Origin of the sequence: Microcoleus sp. Pol11C2, assembly GCF_036701505.1 — a bacterium.
Lineage (GTDB): Bacteria > Cyanobacteriota > Cyanobacteriia > Cyanobacteriales > Microcoleaceae > Microcoleus.
In genome coordinates, this window is the sequence record NZ_JAUBQX010000049.1 from 29188 (window position 1) to 43639 (window position 14452).

At 47.6% G+C, this 14452-nt stretch carries 14 protein-coding genes; 10 read left to right on the top strand and 4 right to left on the bottom strand.

Features of this window, described 5'->3' with window-relative positions:
- The first annotated feature begins 81 nt into the window (after window positions 1-81).
- The 6 genes from QUA42_RS22200 to QUA42_RS22225 all read left to right on the top strand — a co-directional run bounded on the left by QUA42_RS22200 (window position 82) and on the right by QUA42_RS22225 (window position 6168).
- A complete protein-coding gene (locus QUA42_RS22200; RefSeq protein WP_333140144.1) occupies window positions 82-1026 on the top strand; it encodes an aldo/keto reductase in 945 nt (314 codons plus the stop codon).
- A 148-nt stretch (window positions 1027-1174) separates the two neighbouring features.
- Window positions 1175-1690: an isoprenylcysteine carboxylmethyltransferase family protein gene (locus QUA42_RS22205; RefSeq protein WP_333140121.1), complete on the top strand. Its 516-nt coding sequence runs from the start codon at window positions 1175-1177 to the stop codon at window positions 1688-1690.
- A 50-nt stretch (window positions 1691-1740) separates the two neighbouring features.
- On the top strand, window positions 1741-3177 hold the full coding sequence (locus QUA42_RS22210) for a hypothetical protein (protein ID WP_333140123.1): 1437 nt from the start codon (window positions 1741-1743) through the stop codon (window positions 3175-3177).
- 403 nt (window positions 3178-3580) lie between these two features.
- A complete protein-coding gene (locus QUA42_RS22215; protein WP_333140125.1) occupies window positions 3581-5167 on the top strand; it encodes a chloride channel protein in 1587 nt (528 codons plus the stop codon).
- A 158-nt stretch (window positions 5168-5325) separates the two neighbouring features.
- Window positions 5326-5805, top strand: a complete 480-nt coding sequence (locus QUA42_RS22220; RefSeq protein WP_333140128.1) for a J domain-containing protein — start codon at window positions 5326-5328, stop codon at window positions 5803-5805.
- 90 nt (window positions 5806-5895) lie between these two features.
- Complete coding sequence (locus tag QUA42_RS22225; protein WP_333039717.1) at window positions 5896-6168, top strand: DUF3143 domain-containing protein; 273 nt, start codon at window positions 5896-5898, stop codon at window positions 6166-6168.
- Between the two features lie 316 nt (window positions 6169-6484).
- Here the strand turns inward: QUA42_RS22225 and QUA42_RS22230 are convergent, their stop codons facing one another.
- The 3 genes from QUA42_RS22230 to lysA all read right to left on the bottom strand — a co-directional run bounded on the left by QUA42_RS22230 (window position 6485) and on the right by lysA (window position 9794).
- Window positions 6485-7231 (bottom strand): isoprenyl transferase, encoded by a 747-nt coding sequence (locus QUA42_RS22230; RefSeq protein WP_015176364.1) that lies wholly within the window; start codon window positions 7229-7231, stop codon window positions 6485-6487.
- A 20-nt stretch (window positions 7232-7251) separates the two neighbouring features.
- Entirely contained in the window at window positions 7252-8145 is an 894-nt protein-coding gene (gene cdaA, locus QUA42_RS22235; protein ID WP_333062910.1) for a diadenylate cyclase CdaA, read from the bottom strand.
- 230 nt (window positions 8146-8375) lie between these two features.
- Window positions 8376-9794, bottom strand: coding sequence for a diaminopimelate decarboxylase (gene lysA, locus QUA42_RS22240; protein WP_333140130.1), 1419 nt, complete (start codon window positions 9792-9794; stop codon window positions 8376-8378).
- A gap of 185 nt (window positions 9795-9979) precedes the next feature.
- Here lysA and rimI point away from each other — a divergent pair, with 185 nt between their 5' ends.
- Window positions 9980-10657: a ribosomal protein S18-alanine N-acetyltransferase gene (gene rimI / locus QUA42_RS22245; RefSeq protein ID WP_333140132.1), complete on the top strand. Its 678-nt coding sequence runs from the start codon at window positions 9980-9982 to the stop codon at window positions 10655-10657.
- Window positions 10658-11272: 615 nt separating this feature from the next.
- Here the strand turns inward: rimI and QUA42_RS22250 are convergent.
- Window positions 11273-12763: an HlyD family efflux transporter periplasmic adaptor subunit gene (locus tag QUA42_RS22250; RefSeq protein ID WP_333140145.1), complete on the bottom strand. Its 1491-nt coding sequence runs from the start codon at window positions 12761-12763 to the stop codon at window positions 11273-11275.
- Window positions 12764-12932: 169 nt separating this feature from the next.
- Here QUA42_RS22250 and QUA42_RS22255 point away from each other — a divergent pair, with 169 nt between their 5' ends.
- The 3 genes from QUA42_RS22255 to QUA42_RS22265 all read left to right on the top strand — a co-directional run bounded on the left by QUA42_RS22255 (window position 12933) and on the right by QUA42_RS22265 (window position 14392).
- Complete coding sequence (locus tag QUA42_RS22255; protein ID WP_333140134.1) at window positions 12933-13124, top strand: hypothetical protein; 192 nt, start codon at window positions 12933-12935, stop codon at window positions 13122-13124.
- 38 nt (window positions 13125-13162) lie between these two features.
- Entirely contained in the window at window positions 13163-13630 is a 468-nt protein-coding gene (locus QUA42_RS22260; protein WP_333140136.1) for an ABC transporter transmembrane domain-containing protein, read from the top strand.
- 75 nt (window positions 13631-13705) lie between these two features.
- The gene (locus QUA42_RS22265; protein WP_333140138.1) at window positions 13706-14392 is read left to right on the top strand and encodes an ATP-binding cassette domain-containing protein; all 687 of its coding nucleotides are present in this window, start codon (window positions 13706-13708) and stop codon (window positions 14390-14392) included.
- Window positions 14393-14452: the final 60 nt, after the last annotated feature.

The window sequence follows — 14452 nt, forward strand, 5'->3', positions numbered from 1 at the left end:
CCCGGCTAGAAGCTTGATCGCGATTATTCGTATAAATTCATATAAAAATAAAGAGAATCAATAACTGTGGATTTACCAACCGTGACAACCATTACCCTAGGACAAAATGGCCCAGCCGTCCTTCCCCTGTGCGTCGGAACTTGGGCTTGGGGCGACAAACTATTTTGGAACTACGGCAGCAACTACGGCGCCGCCGAAGTCGAAGCAGCATTCAAAACATCCCTAGAAAGCGGAGTCAACTTCTTCGACACAGCCGAAGTCTACGGTAACGGCTTGTCAGAAGAATTGCTGGGGCAGTTTCTCAAAAAAACCACCCAGCCCGTTCAAATAGCCACCAAATTCGGCCCCGTACCTTGGCGGATTACAGGAAAATCAGTTTCCGACGCTTTGAGTGCCAGCTTAAAACGCTTGCAAGTAGAACAAATAGCCCTCTACCAAGTACACTGGCCCTTCACTTTTTTACTGAGTCAAGAAACCCTGATGAACGCCTTAGCGGATGAAGTAAAACAAGGCAGAATTCAAGCAGTAGGAGTCAGCAACTATTCAGCAGAACAGATGCGCCAAGCCCACAAAATACTAGCAGCCAGAGGCGTTCCCCTAGCAACAAATCAAGTCCGTTACTCCTTGCTGTCGCGGCAAGTAGAAAAACAAGGAATTGTGAGTGCAGCCCGCGAATTGGGCGTCACAATTTTAGCTTACAGCCCCTTAGCCCAAGGATTGCTCACCGACAAATACACAGCCCAAGAACCACCTACAGGAGCCCGCAAAATGGACTCCCGCTTCAGCAAAAGCGGCCTCGAAAAAATTGAATTAGTCATGTCTACCCTGCGAAAAATGGGCAGAAAGCGCGATCGCACGCCCGCCCAAGTTGCCCTAAACTGGTTGATATGCCAAAACGGAGTCATCCCCATTCCCGGCGCCAAAACCGCCAAACAAGCCCAAGAAAATGCAGGCGCATTAGGCTGGAATTTGAGCCAAGATGAAGTCAATCAATTAGAATTAATGACACGTCCTTGGCGAGAATAAATTTGTTAATTTTTAACTTTTGACTGTTCGCTGTAGGTTGGGTTTTACTTCACTCTATCCAACCTACAGTTCACTTTCTTCTCCCCTCTTCCCTCTTCCTTCTCCCTCCTTCTCTCTTCCCTCTTCCTTCTTCCTTCTTCCTATTACTATGAAAATTTTAACATACTGGGGTTTCACGCGCGAAGGCTGGCGCAATAACAGCCGCGGCGAATATTTAGTCCTGCTTCAAGGAGGATTGCTCACAGGATTTGTAATCTTACCAGTTTATCCAGTGCCAGGATTAAAAATTCAATCCACTCCATTGCTTGCTCTTACCTGGATTGTAGCAAGTATTCTCGGCTTAAGCGCTTTAGTTTTAATCATCAAAGCATTGATAGACTTAGGAAAAAATCTCACACCTTTACCCTATCCCCTAGAAAACGGAAAATTAGTCCAAACAGGAATTTACAGAATAGTGCGGCATCCATTATACAGTGGTTTAATTTTAGCCGCTCTCGGCTGGACACTTTTTCAAATGAGCATATCCCACTTAATAGCCAGCGCCATATTAATAATATTTTTCGACATCAAAGCCAGCCGCGAAGAAGCCTGGTTAACCGCAAAATATCCAGACTATTCAGAATACAGGCAGCGAGTCAAAAAACTCATTCCCGGAATCTATTAACACAGCCCCTCTGCATCTTCGTTAATCTGCTTCAATCTGCGGTAAAAAAAATGAATAATAACAAAAACCTACAACTTAAACTGCTAGCATTAACACTATTTTTATGCTTATCACAGCAATTAACGGCGTGCAGCTTTCTCACAAAACCCTTTCAACTTCCCGCCTCAGCCAAAAAAGAACCCTGGCCCATCCAAACAGGCCTCCGAACAGGCATCCTTCGCGACAACATACCAACAGTCAACCGCGTTGTTTTAGTACCCGACGAAGCCACATTCTTAGCAGCAATCCAAAAATGGAATCTCAAAGGAAACTGGCCTATTCTCATCGAAGACAAGAAATATGCGCCCATGTTTGTGCAGCGCTTTCAACCCGAAGAAATAGTCCGTTTGCCAAGTATCAAACAGCAACTGCCAAAAAATCAAAAACTCCAGCAATTAATGCTGAACGCCGCAGCAGGAGCCTGGAATGCCACGGATACTCCAACCTTAAAAGCAAAATGGACGCAACTCGGCTGGGAACCCCCAGGAGTAGTAATCACATCAGAAAATGACCCTGCACGCTCAGCCGCAGTTGCCTTAGCAGCCGCTCACGGTCAACCTTTAGTCTTTCTAGAAGGCAACTTCGGAAAACCCAACGATACCCTCAATAACACACAGTGGAAAACTCTGCAAACAGGAATTACAAAAGCCGTCGAAGCAACCGGATTTTTTTACTCTCAACTCGCAGACCCGATCGACACAATAACCATTGTACGCCAACTAGCAGTCAAATATCAATCTCCTGAAAAACCCGACGAACAACTAGCCGTTACCGACGGTTTGGGAAGACACCCCAACGGCGAACGCTGGGCGGCTGTCGGCTGGATTTACGGTTCCGAGGTGCGATCGATCTATCAAGCCATGTGTGCCATATTTTTAGACAGCCAAACAGCCATGCTTTATGATAGTTACCCCAAGGAAGGAAATTGGGGAAAATATGAAATGGAGGAAGCAGCTAGCGGACTAAAAACCATAGGTTTGAATGTTGAATTAGTGCAGAAACCAGAATCGAGCCTGGAAAAGTGGCGGAGTTTAGCCTCAAAACCGTGGACATTTGACTTAATATTAATGAATTCCAAAGGCTATCCAAAATCATTCCAAGTCGGCAACGGCGACGCTTCAGTTGAAGACCTACCAAAACTTCAATTTCCCGCAGCAATCCACATGATTCACAGTTGGTCAGCAGCAGCGCCCGATGACAAAAACACCGTTGCCGGGAGGTGGCTAGAAAATGGTGCTTACGCATATATTGGCAGCGTCAACGAACCTTTTTTATCGGCATTTATCCCACCTAAATTAATGGTCGATCGCCTAAAGCGAGGAGCACCCTTTTTAATCGCAGCACGCCAGCTAGAATCCCCTCCCTGGAAAGTCGCCACCATCGGCGATCCGCTAATGTCGATCGCCAAACCCCGATCAAGAATCCCGCCCAGTCAACAACCGATGTGATAGTATGCGCGAGCAAGGGATTTAAAATTGGAGATTTGTGGTTTGAGATTTGTGGTTGTAAGGTAAAATCTCCAATCGCCAATTCTTTAATTTGAAAGTTGTTTTTTACTGAGTTATATGATATTGCGAGTTAACTGATCCGATCTGCCTAACCACCCCCACGGTAAATATAGTTAATTAGCATTATCGCCAGAGTATATCTAAGTTTGAATGTAACTGAGCATACAATCACGCCAAATCCGCCGCTTCTCAGAATCAGTCATTCCACCCCAGCAGCCAGCCCCAAAAATTTACCCTAAATTACGCCTTAATTAAGTTGTCAATTCCCCTAAAATCACTCAAAATGAAAATAAGAAATAAATTGTAATATTATATAACTTCTCAACGAAGAATTAACCGCTAAATGAGAGCCATCCCTCCTGTGGATCTGCCGCCACCCGGGCCAACCGCAGCAACTCCCCAAGCCTCCCGACTAAGTCCGCTGTTCACCCGCCTGCACCCGAGCCCAGAAACCCTCCTGCTCATCCTCTCCCTAGTCATCGGGGGAGTTACGGGTGCAGGCGTCGTCACCTTTCACTACCTAATCCACTTCATCCACAGCTTGATGCTGGAAGACTTCATGGGGGCGATCGCGTCGAAAGGCTCTTGGACGTTAGCCTGCATTCCCACCCTCGGCGGAGTCATCATCGGGCTGATGCGGTGGCGATTTCGCGACTTTGGCCCGAATATGTCTTCCTTAATTGCAGCCACCCGCGGCCTGCAAGAACTCTCCCCCCTCAAACCCATCACCAAAATGGTGGCAGCCTCAGTTTCCCTAGGCACCGGCGCCTCCCTTGGCCCGGAAGCCCCCAGCGTCGAAATCGGCGCCAACTTCGGAATGCTGCTGGCTCAAGTTTTACAGCTATCCCCAGAACGGCAGCGCTTGCTCCTCGGCGCGGGAGCAGCAGCAGGTTTATCTGCCGGGTTTAACTCTCCCATCGCCGGAGTGTTCTTTGCCTTAGAAGTCGTGCTCGGCAGCACATTCGCTACTTCGTCAGTCAGCGTAGTCTTGCTCTCCGCCGTAGTTTCCGCGCTCATCGCTCAAATCTGCTTGGGAGCTCAGCCTGCCTTTTCTTTGCCAGTCTACGATGTCCGCAGCCCCCTAGAATTGCCTCTGTACATGGGATTGGGACTTTTAGCGAGCGGAGTGTCTCTAGCCTACACAGAAGCAATTCAATTGGCCGATCGCTGTTTTCAAGGAAAAGTCCGAGGATTTGCTTGGCTCGGACGACTGCCCCGGCCGCTTCACCCGATCATCGGGGGGGCCGGAGTCGGCTTAGTCGCCCTGCAATTGCCTCAAATTTTGGGTGTCGGCTACGAAACAGTCCAAGCAATGCTTCAAGATGTTAAATTTTCCTTGCCTTTGCTGCTGCTGCTGCTGTTTGTCAAACTGGCTATGACCGCAATCAGCCTCGGCAGCGGTTTAGTCGGCGGCATCTTCGCTCCGGCGATGTTTTTGGGAGCTTCCCTGGGTTCGGCTTACGGCCTCTTTTTGGAGATGCTGCCGGCAATGAGCGATCGAGTCGCCGGTCCTGCCGCCTACGCAATGGTGGGAATGGCCGCCGTCCTCGCCGGCAGCGCCAGAGCACCGCTGACAGCCATCCTGTTGATGTTTGAATTAACCCGCGATTATCGAATTGTCTTGCCTTTGATGGCAGCAGTCGGATTGAGCGTTTGGCTGGTCGAGTGGGTCAACCGCCGATCGACAGCCCACAGCCTCAACCTTCAGCAAATGGGCGTAGACGTGGCTCTCAATACACCGATCAAAGCCAGAGAACAGTTGCAGGATTGGGAAGATGTTCTGGGCGATCGCATCGTCACAGAACTGATTTCTTGCCAAATTCCCATTGAGGGCGAACACAGTATCGATCGACCAGCACCCACCGACGCCCCAGTGCTAGCCCTAGCCAACTCACAATCCTCGGAAAAAGTCAACCCCAATAAAGAATAAAAAACCGCGTGACAGCAGAAACAGACGAAGAACGGGAGAATTTAGAATTCTTCCCTCCTCCCTCTGCGTTCTCTGCGCCCTCTGCGGTTAATTCCTCTTCCTTCAGATTTCAGCTAAAATAACCAAATATTATTAACAATAGGCAGAGAGGGGCTTCGGTGGCAGGAAACGAGGCAACTGCAAAAAACAAAAGTCAAAAAATACCCGGAAAAACCCCCTTGGGCTCCACTCATTACAGCTTGTTAGGGCTGCATCCTTCCGCATCGCCGATCGAAATTCGGCGATCGTACCGGGAACTGAGCAAACTCTACCATCCCGATACCACCGAGCTGCCACCTGCAGTCGCCACCGCCAAATTTCAGCAGCTCAACAACGCCTACGCCACCCTCAGCAACCCAGAACGTCGCCTCGCCTACGACCTCAAAATAGGCTATTCTCGCGTGAACGTGATTCAGCCGCCGCCCGGTTTCAATACTCCGGTTTCGGGATCGGGCAAAAAAACTTCCAACTCCGCTTACCTAGACCCCACGGATCGACCTCTTTCCCCCGGGGAAATGTTCGCCCTGTTTATCATGGGAGCTAGCTTAATCGGATGTTTGTTACTGGCGATCGCGATCGGCTTAATTCGTGGCAATTAAAGCCTCAAATCCCAAATCTCCAATCTAAAATCGGAAATCCTCAATCCGAAATCCCCAATCTAAAATCTAAAATCTAAAATCTAAAATCGTATGACTCTTCCTTCCGCTGACACTCCTTTGTACAACCACCCACTCCCGGAAATCGAGCAGTGGCTAAAAAGCCGCGGCTGCCAGCAAGATCGGCGAGAACTCCACTGCTGGCAGATCGAGCAACTTACATGGAAAGCAGAACTCTCCCTCGATATCGACCAACTCACCGTCCGCTACATCGATGCTGGAGCCGACGGCCAAGACATTCAGCGAGCATTCAAATACTCCCTCTCACGTCAGGACATTGAAGCGGCCGTTTTCTCCGGCCCCTAATTAGATTTTAGATTTTAGATTTTAGATTTTAGATTTGTCCTCCAATCTAAAATCTAAAATCGTTATGTTGAGCAGGAGATGAGTGAAATTGGTATGAGATTTTAGATGGGGAATCCAGGTAAGAAGCATCAACCGTGCAAGCATTTACATGAGATTGCGATCGTCCCGCTCACTGTATTGTGCTGTGCGGGACGATCGCACGTGGCGTAAAAACGTTTTTTACTTTCATGGAGATGCTCGGTCACAATCGACACCTACTTGGAAACTGAAAAATCAACCAAAAAATCTAAAATCTAAAATCCCAAATCCAAAATCGTTAGACTTTGCCAAATCGGCGACTGCGCTTCTGATAATCAGACAAAGCGCGGTGAAACTCCGATCGATCAAAATCCGGCCACAGCGTCTCAGTAATGTAAATTTCCGAATAAGCCATTTGCCATAGTAGAAAATTGCTCAACCGCATTTCCCCACTCGTCCGGATCAGCAAATCCGGGTCACAAACATCAGCAGTATACAAATAGCGTTTAAATAAAACCTCATCAATCTCCTCCGGCTGCAACTTGCCCTCTTTCACCTGAGTGGCGATCGCCCGACAAGCTTGTACAATCTCCTGACGCCCCCCGTAATTCGTCGCCACCGTAAACAAAATCCCCTGATTGTGCTGAGTGGCTGTCACAGAACGCTCGATTTCCGCCTGCAAAGACTTCGGCAAAGCCTGCAAATTCCCCATAAATTGAATTTGCACGTCCTCGTCCACCATCTCCCGCAATTCTTGCCGCAGCTTACCCTCAAACAAACTCATTAAAAAATCCACCTCTCCAGCAGGCCGCCCCCAATTCTCCGTCGAAAAAGCATAGGCAGTTAAAGCTGGAATCCCCCAATCTTTGCAGCAGCGCAGCAGTTCCTTCAGAGTGCTAGCTCCTCGGCGGTGTCCCGCAATCCGCGGCAACCCCTTCTTCTTAGCCCAGCGCCCGTTCCCATCCATAATCACTGCTATGTGCTTAGGCAGTAGTTCTTGTTGCAGATCCTCCGGCAACTTTTCCAAGCAAATTCCTTGACTCATGGTTTCTCCCGATTACCCGACTAACGGCGCAGTATCCGTTTTAATAGCGTCACTCCCTTCAATCCTATCTGGCGTCCGAGATTGCCGATCGGAATTGGAGGCACAGCTCTTTCTCCCTCGGACGGAAACAGCTTTGCTTCCAGCAATTCCTTAAGTTTGTTGCTAGTCAAAGGTCGATTTAAACTTCCCATCTGGGCTAAAGAAATAGAACCCGTTTCCTCGGACACCACCACGCACACGCAAGCTTGCACCCGTTCCGTAATCCCCATTGCCGCCCGATGGCGGGTTCCCAACTGCCGCGACGCAGTGCGATCGGACAAAGGCAAAATTACCCCCGCCGACACGATCCGCGAACCTCGAATCAAAACAGCTCCGTCATGCAGCAAAGTTTGCGGCTGAAAGATTGTCTGCAACAATTCTTTAGAAACTTCAGCATTTAGCTTTAGTCCCGGCACCGAAAAATCTCGATCGTCGATCGGAGAATCTGTTTCTATAATTAGTAAAGCGCCCGTGCGGTTTTGCGAAAGTTCTTTTACTGCGTCCACAATTTCATCTATTACGCTGTCCGGTTCGGGTTTTTGTCGGCGATCGCGTCCAAACAATTGCCGAAATTCCCCCCGACCCAATTGTTCCAGAAATCGGCGAAACTCCGACTGCAATATTACCGCCATTGCCACAGCAGAACCAGTCACCAAGCTGTTGAGGGCAACGTGCAACAGCCTCAATCCAGCCCAGTTGCTCACCGCCGCCGCCAGCATCAAAATAATAAATCCCCGTACCATCCACAGCGTTCTGCGCTCGCCAACAATGACGAGCACCAAATACGCAAGGGCAAAAACCAGTCCAATATCGATCCCTTGAATCAATAAGGACTGAACGAGGGCCAAGTCAAAGCCAGATTGTTGATTGTTCATGGTTCATCGAACGCTACCGCCTGTGAACCGCGAACCGTGATGCACTCGAACCCATGAACCATGAACAGTTGTTATAAGGAATATGCTGAAAATCCCCGTGTTTTTAGACCGGGGAGTGTCAATCCAATCGCGTGACTGAACAAGGCAAAAGTTAAAAGTGAAAAGGCAATCATCACTAAGTAAACATGGATTGTCTTTCTTTTAACTTTTAACTTTTAACTTCTAAGTTTTTACTTTTGAGATCCGAGTCGTTCAGGAAGGCGGTCAAGCCTCAGCAAATCCTGGTAAGTTTCCCGCTGTATAATCGTGTTAACTTCCCCATTTCTAACTAAAACCGCTGCCGGTCGGGGCACTCGGTTGTAGTTAGAAGCCATGCTGTAATTGTATGCCCCTGTAGCCGGAACGGCGAGGACATCTCCTGCCTGACACTCTGGCAATTTGGCATCTTTAATCAGAACATCGCCTGATTCGCAGTGTTTCCCAGCAATTGTCACTGTTTCCGTTAAGGGAGCAGACATTTTGCCGGCTGCGAGGACTCGATAAACTGATTGATAGGTAATAGGACGCGGATTGTCCGACATCCCGCCATCGACAGCTAGATACGTCCGCATTTCCGGAATGACTTTTTTAGAGCCAACGGTGTAAGCTGTAACGCAAGCTGTACCGACGAGCGATCGACCCGGTTCGCAAAGCAATTTAGGCAAGGGCAATTGCTGCCGCTCGCAAGCTGCTACAACTGCGGAGCAAATTGTACGAGCCCAATCTTCAATGCTAGGAGGATCGTCCGCTTCAGTATAGCGAATGCCCAACCCACCGCCAATATTAATTTCTGTTGCTGGCAAACCATAACTTTGTGCTTTAGTCAAGGCCTGAATTATGACTTCAGCTAAATCGTCATGGGGTTGCAGTTCAAAAATCTGAGAGCCGATGTGAGCGTGCACTCCCACGCAAAATAACGACGGCTGTTGGCTGATGAATTTAAATACTTGATCGAGCGAGTTGGGATCGAAGCCAAATTTACTATCGATTTGACCCGTCTGAATGTACTCGTGGGTGTGACACTCAATTCCAGGAGTAAACCGCACCATAACTCGTGTTGGCCCACCTGTGAGGCTGCTGACACCCAATTCTCCCAACTCTGCTAGAGTTTCTAAATCCCACCAATTGTCGGCTACGGTAATGCAGCCGTTTTCGACAGCTAGCTGCAGTTCCTGGCGGGATTTGTTATTACCGTGGAAGTAGATTTTGTCGGGGCCCACGCCTGCTTGCAGTGCAGTGTGGATTTCTCCGGCGGATACGACATCTATGCCTAAACCTTCCGAAGCTGCGATCGCGCAAACTGCCAAACAACTCCAAGCTTTAGAAGCATATAGCACTTGAGATTCGCCCGGATAGTAACGCCTAAAAGCATCCCGGTACTGGGTACAAGCCGCCCGCAGCGTTTCTTCATCTAAAATGTACAACGGCGAGCCAAATTGCTCCACCAAAGCTGTCACCTCGCAGCCTCCGATTTCCAACCGATCGCTGCTGTTAACACTGGCTGTCAGCGGTAACAGTTCTTGATTGGGCGATCTATTTTGCAGGGCTTGTTGAGACTCAGACAGATACTTAAGTCCCGATTCGACCCCAAAAGATTGAGTTGATACCATCGCGCAATAACTATCCTAGGTTATTAGTCAGCAGTCATTAATCAGCAGTCAGCAGTCGGCAGTCATTAATCAGCAGTCATTGGTCGTTGGCAGTAGACTAATGTCTGGAGACTTGTGAGTCATGACTCAAAACTAGCAACAAACAGCTAATCGCTACTGTGTTTTCCAGTGTACAATTTACAGCCGTGCGTTTTCTACAAATTAAACATCTCACCACCGAAGACCTCAACAGTGCAGTTGAACTCGATCGGCTCTGTTTTGGCGGACTGTGGACAATCGAAGGCTATGGGCGCGAGTTAGGCAGTCCTAACAGCGATTTACTGGGTTTGTGGGCATCGGAAACCGAGGTCGGCGCATCAGAAGGATTCGAGAGCGAACTCGAGTCGAGCGAGCCGAACAGCATTCTGAACTCAAAATCGCTCAGTATTGAGAGTTCCTCGCCACCAACTCCCAACTCAAAACTTACCCCAACCCTGATCGGTTTGGGTTGCCTGTGGGCAATTTTAGAAGAAGCTCATATTACAATTTTGGCAATTCATCCTGGCTGTCAAGGTCAGGGTTTAGGACAAGCTCTGCTTTGGGATTTATTAAAAAAGGCTCACTATAGACAATTAGAAAGGGCAACCTTAGAAGTGCGGGAATCTAATTTAGCCGCAGTTTCTCTTTACCAAAAATTTGGGTTTAAAGAGGCAGGACGGCGGAAAAGGTATTACGCAGACACCGGAGAAGATGCTCTGGTAATGTGGCGCAGCGGCATAGAGAAACCAGAATTTAAGCAATATTTGGCGGTTGAGAAAGTGCAGATGTGCGATCGGCTGCATCAGAAAAACTGGCATTTGGCGATCGATAGTTTTGAGTGTTGAATGTAATTTATTGCGCGTTTAACTTGTATTGCTGGGAGGATGGCAAAGAGGTCTAGGAACTCGACATAATAAGGCTTACAGCCCTGCAACCACGTTGGTAAAAGCGACGTTTCTTACGAGTTAACTTCAGTAAGTCTTGCATATCTCATGAATATTGAGCGAGACAATTTACCCAAAGCTCTCTATGTAACTTGTTAACCAATAAGTAATTAATGGGAAATTAGTGCGATCGTTAATTGAGGTACAGGATAGAAATTTTTGCAGGAGGCGACGGCGACTTTCGGTTGTAATTGGATATGTAAATAGCCGTGCGAGCCGTTTTAATCTCACTTATTTCTCGCTGTTTTAGCAGGTTAAGTCAGATTGTGAGTAGAATAAACTGAGCGTGCGTCAGTTGTTTTTGTAAGTGAATTTGATACAAGGTTGGTAACATTATTTTGGGGATAGGAAGCGCGTGTAACAATTCGCCTGCCTATCTTTTTTTAGCATAAGCGAGGCTCAATCTTTACTCGATCGGGGTTTCAGGCGGGTTGTCACCCCCCATAAACCCACCAAATCCTTTTTTCTGAGGGATTTTAATTGCTCAGAAAAATACTCGTTGACCGGGCGCTATCTTCACGCTTGTAGCAACTTCGCCTTTCTGAGGATGAACCGCAAGACAGTCTCTTCCCTAGAAATAATATCCGCTGTGCCCGCCATACCTGAGTGAATTGCACACTTATCCCCACCAGAAATCAACTCAAGGCTTTCAGGCTGGAGAGTCACTTCGTAGGTAGCACCGCCTGCTGCTGCATTACTGCCTAGAGAGCCATTAGCATCTTTTGAAAGCATAGAAGAGTCTGGAGAAATGGCTGTAACTTTCCCTTTGAGTATCCCGAAATCAGGATAAGGGCAGCCATCAACCCGAATGTCCGCTGACTGACCAATTTTTATATTGTCTCGCTCCTCAGTTTTAACTAAAGCTTTGAGTACCAAAGGAGCTACATTTGGGACAATTTGAGCAATCACATCGCCGGGGCGTACTACTTGCCCGGGGTTGCGGAGATTGATTTGCTGAATTGTGCCTGCTACGGGAGCAGGAACCACAGCAGTTTTGAGGTCAGTTTCAAGCTGTTGGAGTTGTAGGGAGTCGCGCTGAATTTGACTGTTGCTCTCAACTTGTTGCTGAATTAGCTGCTCTTTTTCTTGCTTTAATTGCTCGATAACTGCTTTTCCTGTAGCCCGTTGCTGAACAATTTTCTCCTGGGCCATTGTCACCGTTCCATTGTTAGGATTGAGGGAGGCTTTAGCTGCTTGCAATCTCGCTTGTGCGGCCTCGATCGCTTGTTGTTGCCGTTCGATTGTTTTTGTTTGCCCCTCAACAACTGCTGTTTTCGATGCTAGGGCTTGTTCTTGCTGAGCTACTTCTAATTGCGCTTCTTCTAATTTATCCTTAGGAATTGCTCCTGCTGCTGCTAAGGGCTGATATCGCTCTCGCTTGGTTCTTGCCCCCTTTAAAGCAGCTTCGATTGACATTAAGTTGGCTTTGGCTGATTTCAAATCCGCTTGTGCTTTTTCCCATTCCTCTTGCGCTTGCCTTAAGTTCGCTTCTGCTTCATTCACTTCAGCAGCAGTGGTAGCTTGTTTGTCCTGATAGTCGCGCACTGTGTGGCTCAGTTCAGCTTCAGCTAAGGCAATTGTACTGTTAGCCCGATCGCCCTCAGCAGCAATTCGACTGTTTAAAGCGCGAATCTGGGCGTCGAGTTGAGATAATTTCTCTTGGCTTTGCTGAATATTTCCTTGCAGTTGCTTTTTTTGGGTTTGCAGTTCAGAATCGTCAATATAGGCTAGCGCGTCCCCTTTGGCGATCGCCTGATTCTCCTTCACCTCTATTCTTTTAACAGTCCCTCCTCTGGCCGCCTGAACAATTTGTAATTCTCCGTAGGGGCGCGCGGTTGCAGGAGCTTTAACAGTAACTTTATATTTAGTGACAGCAGCGAGGCCAATGGCTAAACCAACAGTTCCCACAATAAATAAGCCGCCTAAAGTCGTCCACCAACTAATAGGAGGAAGGAACTCTTCGCTGCTGACGGGGCGGAGTAATTCTGAAGCAGGATCGCTAAACATAGACACAATTAAGCTGTAATTATCGCACTGCAAAAGCCCGGAATAGCAACACATTGCGATCGCCGGACTTGAATCAATTCTTTTGAAATTTCTACCAGCTCTAACCACCAGGGAATTTATCACCTTGGCAGAGCAGCATTCTCTGAGCGATCGTTGAGGTGCACCTGAGTTGTATATCGCTCACTTTGCCCAGCGGTTAAAGTTAGGGCTGGTGTTGGAATTTTGCCGGAAAGTGCTGGGATTGCCTCTGCCTTATTATGAGTCTCACCGCAGTGGTGAAATTGTCAGCCACCTGCGAGATATTCAAGCAATTAACCAGTTAGTTGCCCAAGTAGCGGTACTCTCCCCAGCCAATTTTTGATAGCCCTTATTTCGCTGAATTTCATGCTATTTTATAGCATGAAACTGACTCTGGCTGCTGGTGCTTTTGCACTCATTATGACTCTATCGGCTGCAATTTTTCTGTCACCGCTACAACAAAATACTCGCAGCGTTTTAGTGACCGAAGCCGCAAATCAAGGCGTCTTGGTAGAAACTTTTAAGGGAGCGCTAACTCTCAAAACTACTGCATCATCTCCCCAATGTTGGGAAGAATTCCAGACCAGATTCGGGCGTTTAGCTAATCTCAGTTTTCGGACGATTCAAATTAGTATTATTAACAATAGCTTTTCGGGGCTGGTTTCCAGTCTCGGCAGCGTTGCTTTACTGTGGCTGGGAAGCAGCCTGGTGATTGAGAAGGAATTAACGATTGGTCAGCTATTGGCTTTTAATAGCATGAATAGTAATTTTCTAAGTTTTATTGTTACAGCCATTGGATTGGCAGATGAATATTACCGCGCCAAAACAGCAACGGAGCGGCTTACTTAAGTTATTGACACGATTCCTGAAATTCAATCTGATTCTCAAAAGGAATTTGTAAAAATTTCTGCAAATGCTGAAATTGTGTGCAGCAATATCAATTTTTACCACAATGGTAGAGTAAGTCTTCTAGAAAAGTTTTCTGTCACTTTTTCAGGTGGTCAAGTCATTGCTCTGATTGGCCAATCAGGCTGTGGTAAAAGTACATTAGCCAAGTTAATGGCTGGTTTATATCAGCCTCTGTCAGGCAATATTCGCATTGGCATTTATAACTTGCAAGACCTCTCCTTAGATTGTCTGCGGCAACAAGTTGTTTTAGTTCCCCAAGATGCTTACTTCTGGAGCCGCTCGATTATTGAAAACTTCCGTCTCGGCTCTCCTCACGCTACCTTCGATCAGATTGTCAGAGCTTGCCAAATAGCGGGAGCTGACGAATTTGTTAGCAAACTACCTGATAAGTATCAAACGGTTTTAGGTGAATTTGGCGCTAATCTTTCAGGGGGGCAACGGCAACGTTTAGCGATCGCCAGAGCGATTGTCAATGAACCGCCTGTACTCATCTTAGATGAATCCACGAGCTCTCTAGACCCTGTGAGCGAAATGGAAGTTTTAGACCAGCTATTCGCTCACAGGCGCGGTCAAACTACCATTATGATTAGCCATCGCCCTAGGTCGATCGAGCGAGAAGACTGGATTGTGATGCTGGAAAATGGGCAGTTAAAAATTCAAGGGACTTTGGAGGAGTTGCGATCTCATACCAATTTTATGTGAAGTTGCATATAATAGAGAGATAGCTTGTATGGTGCGTTTATGAGTCGTAGTTTAAAAATC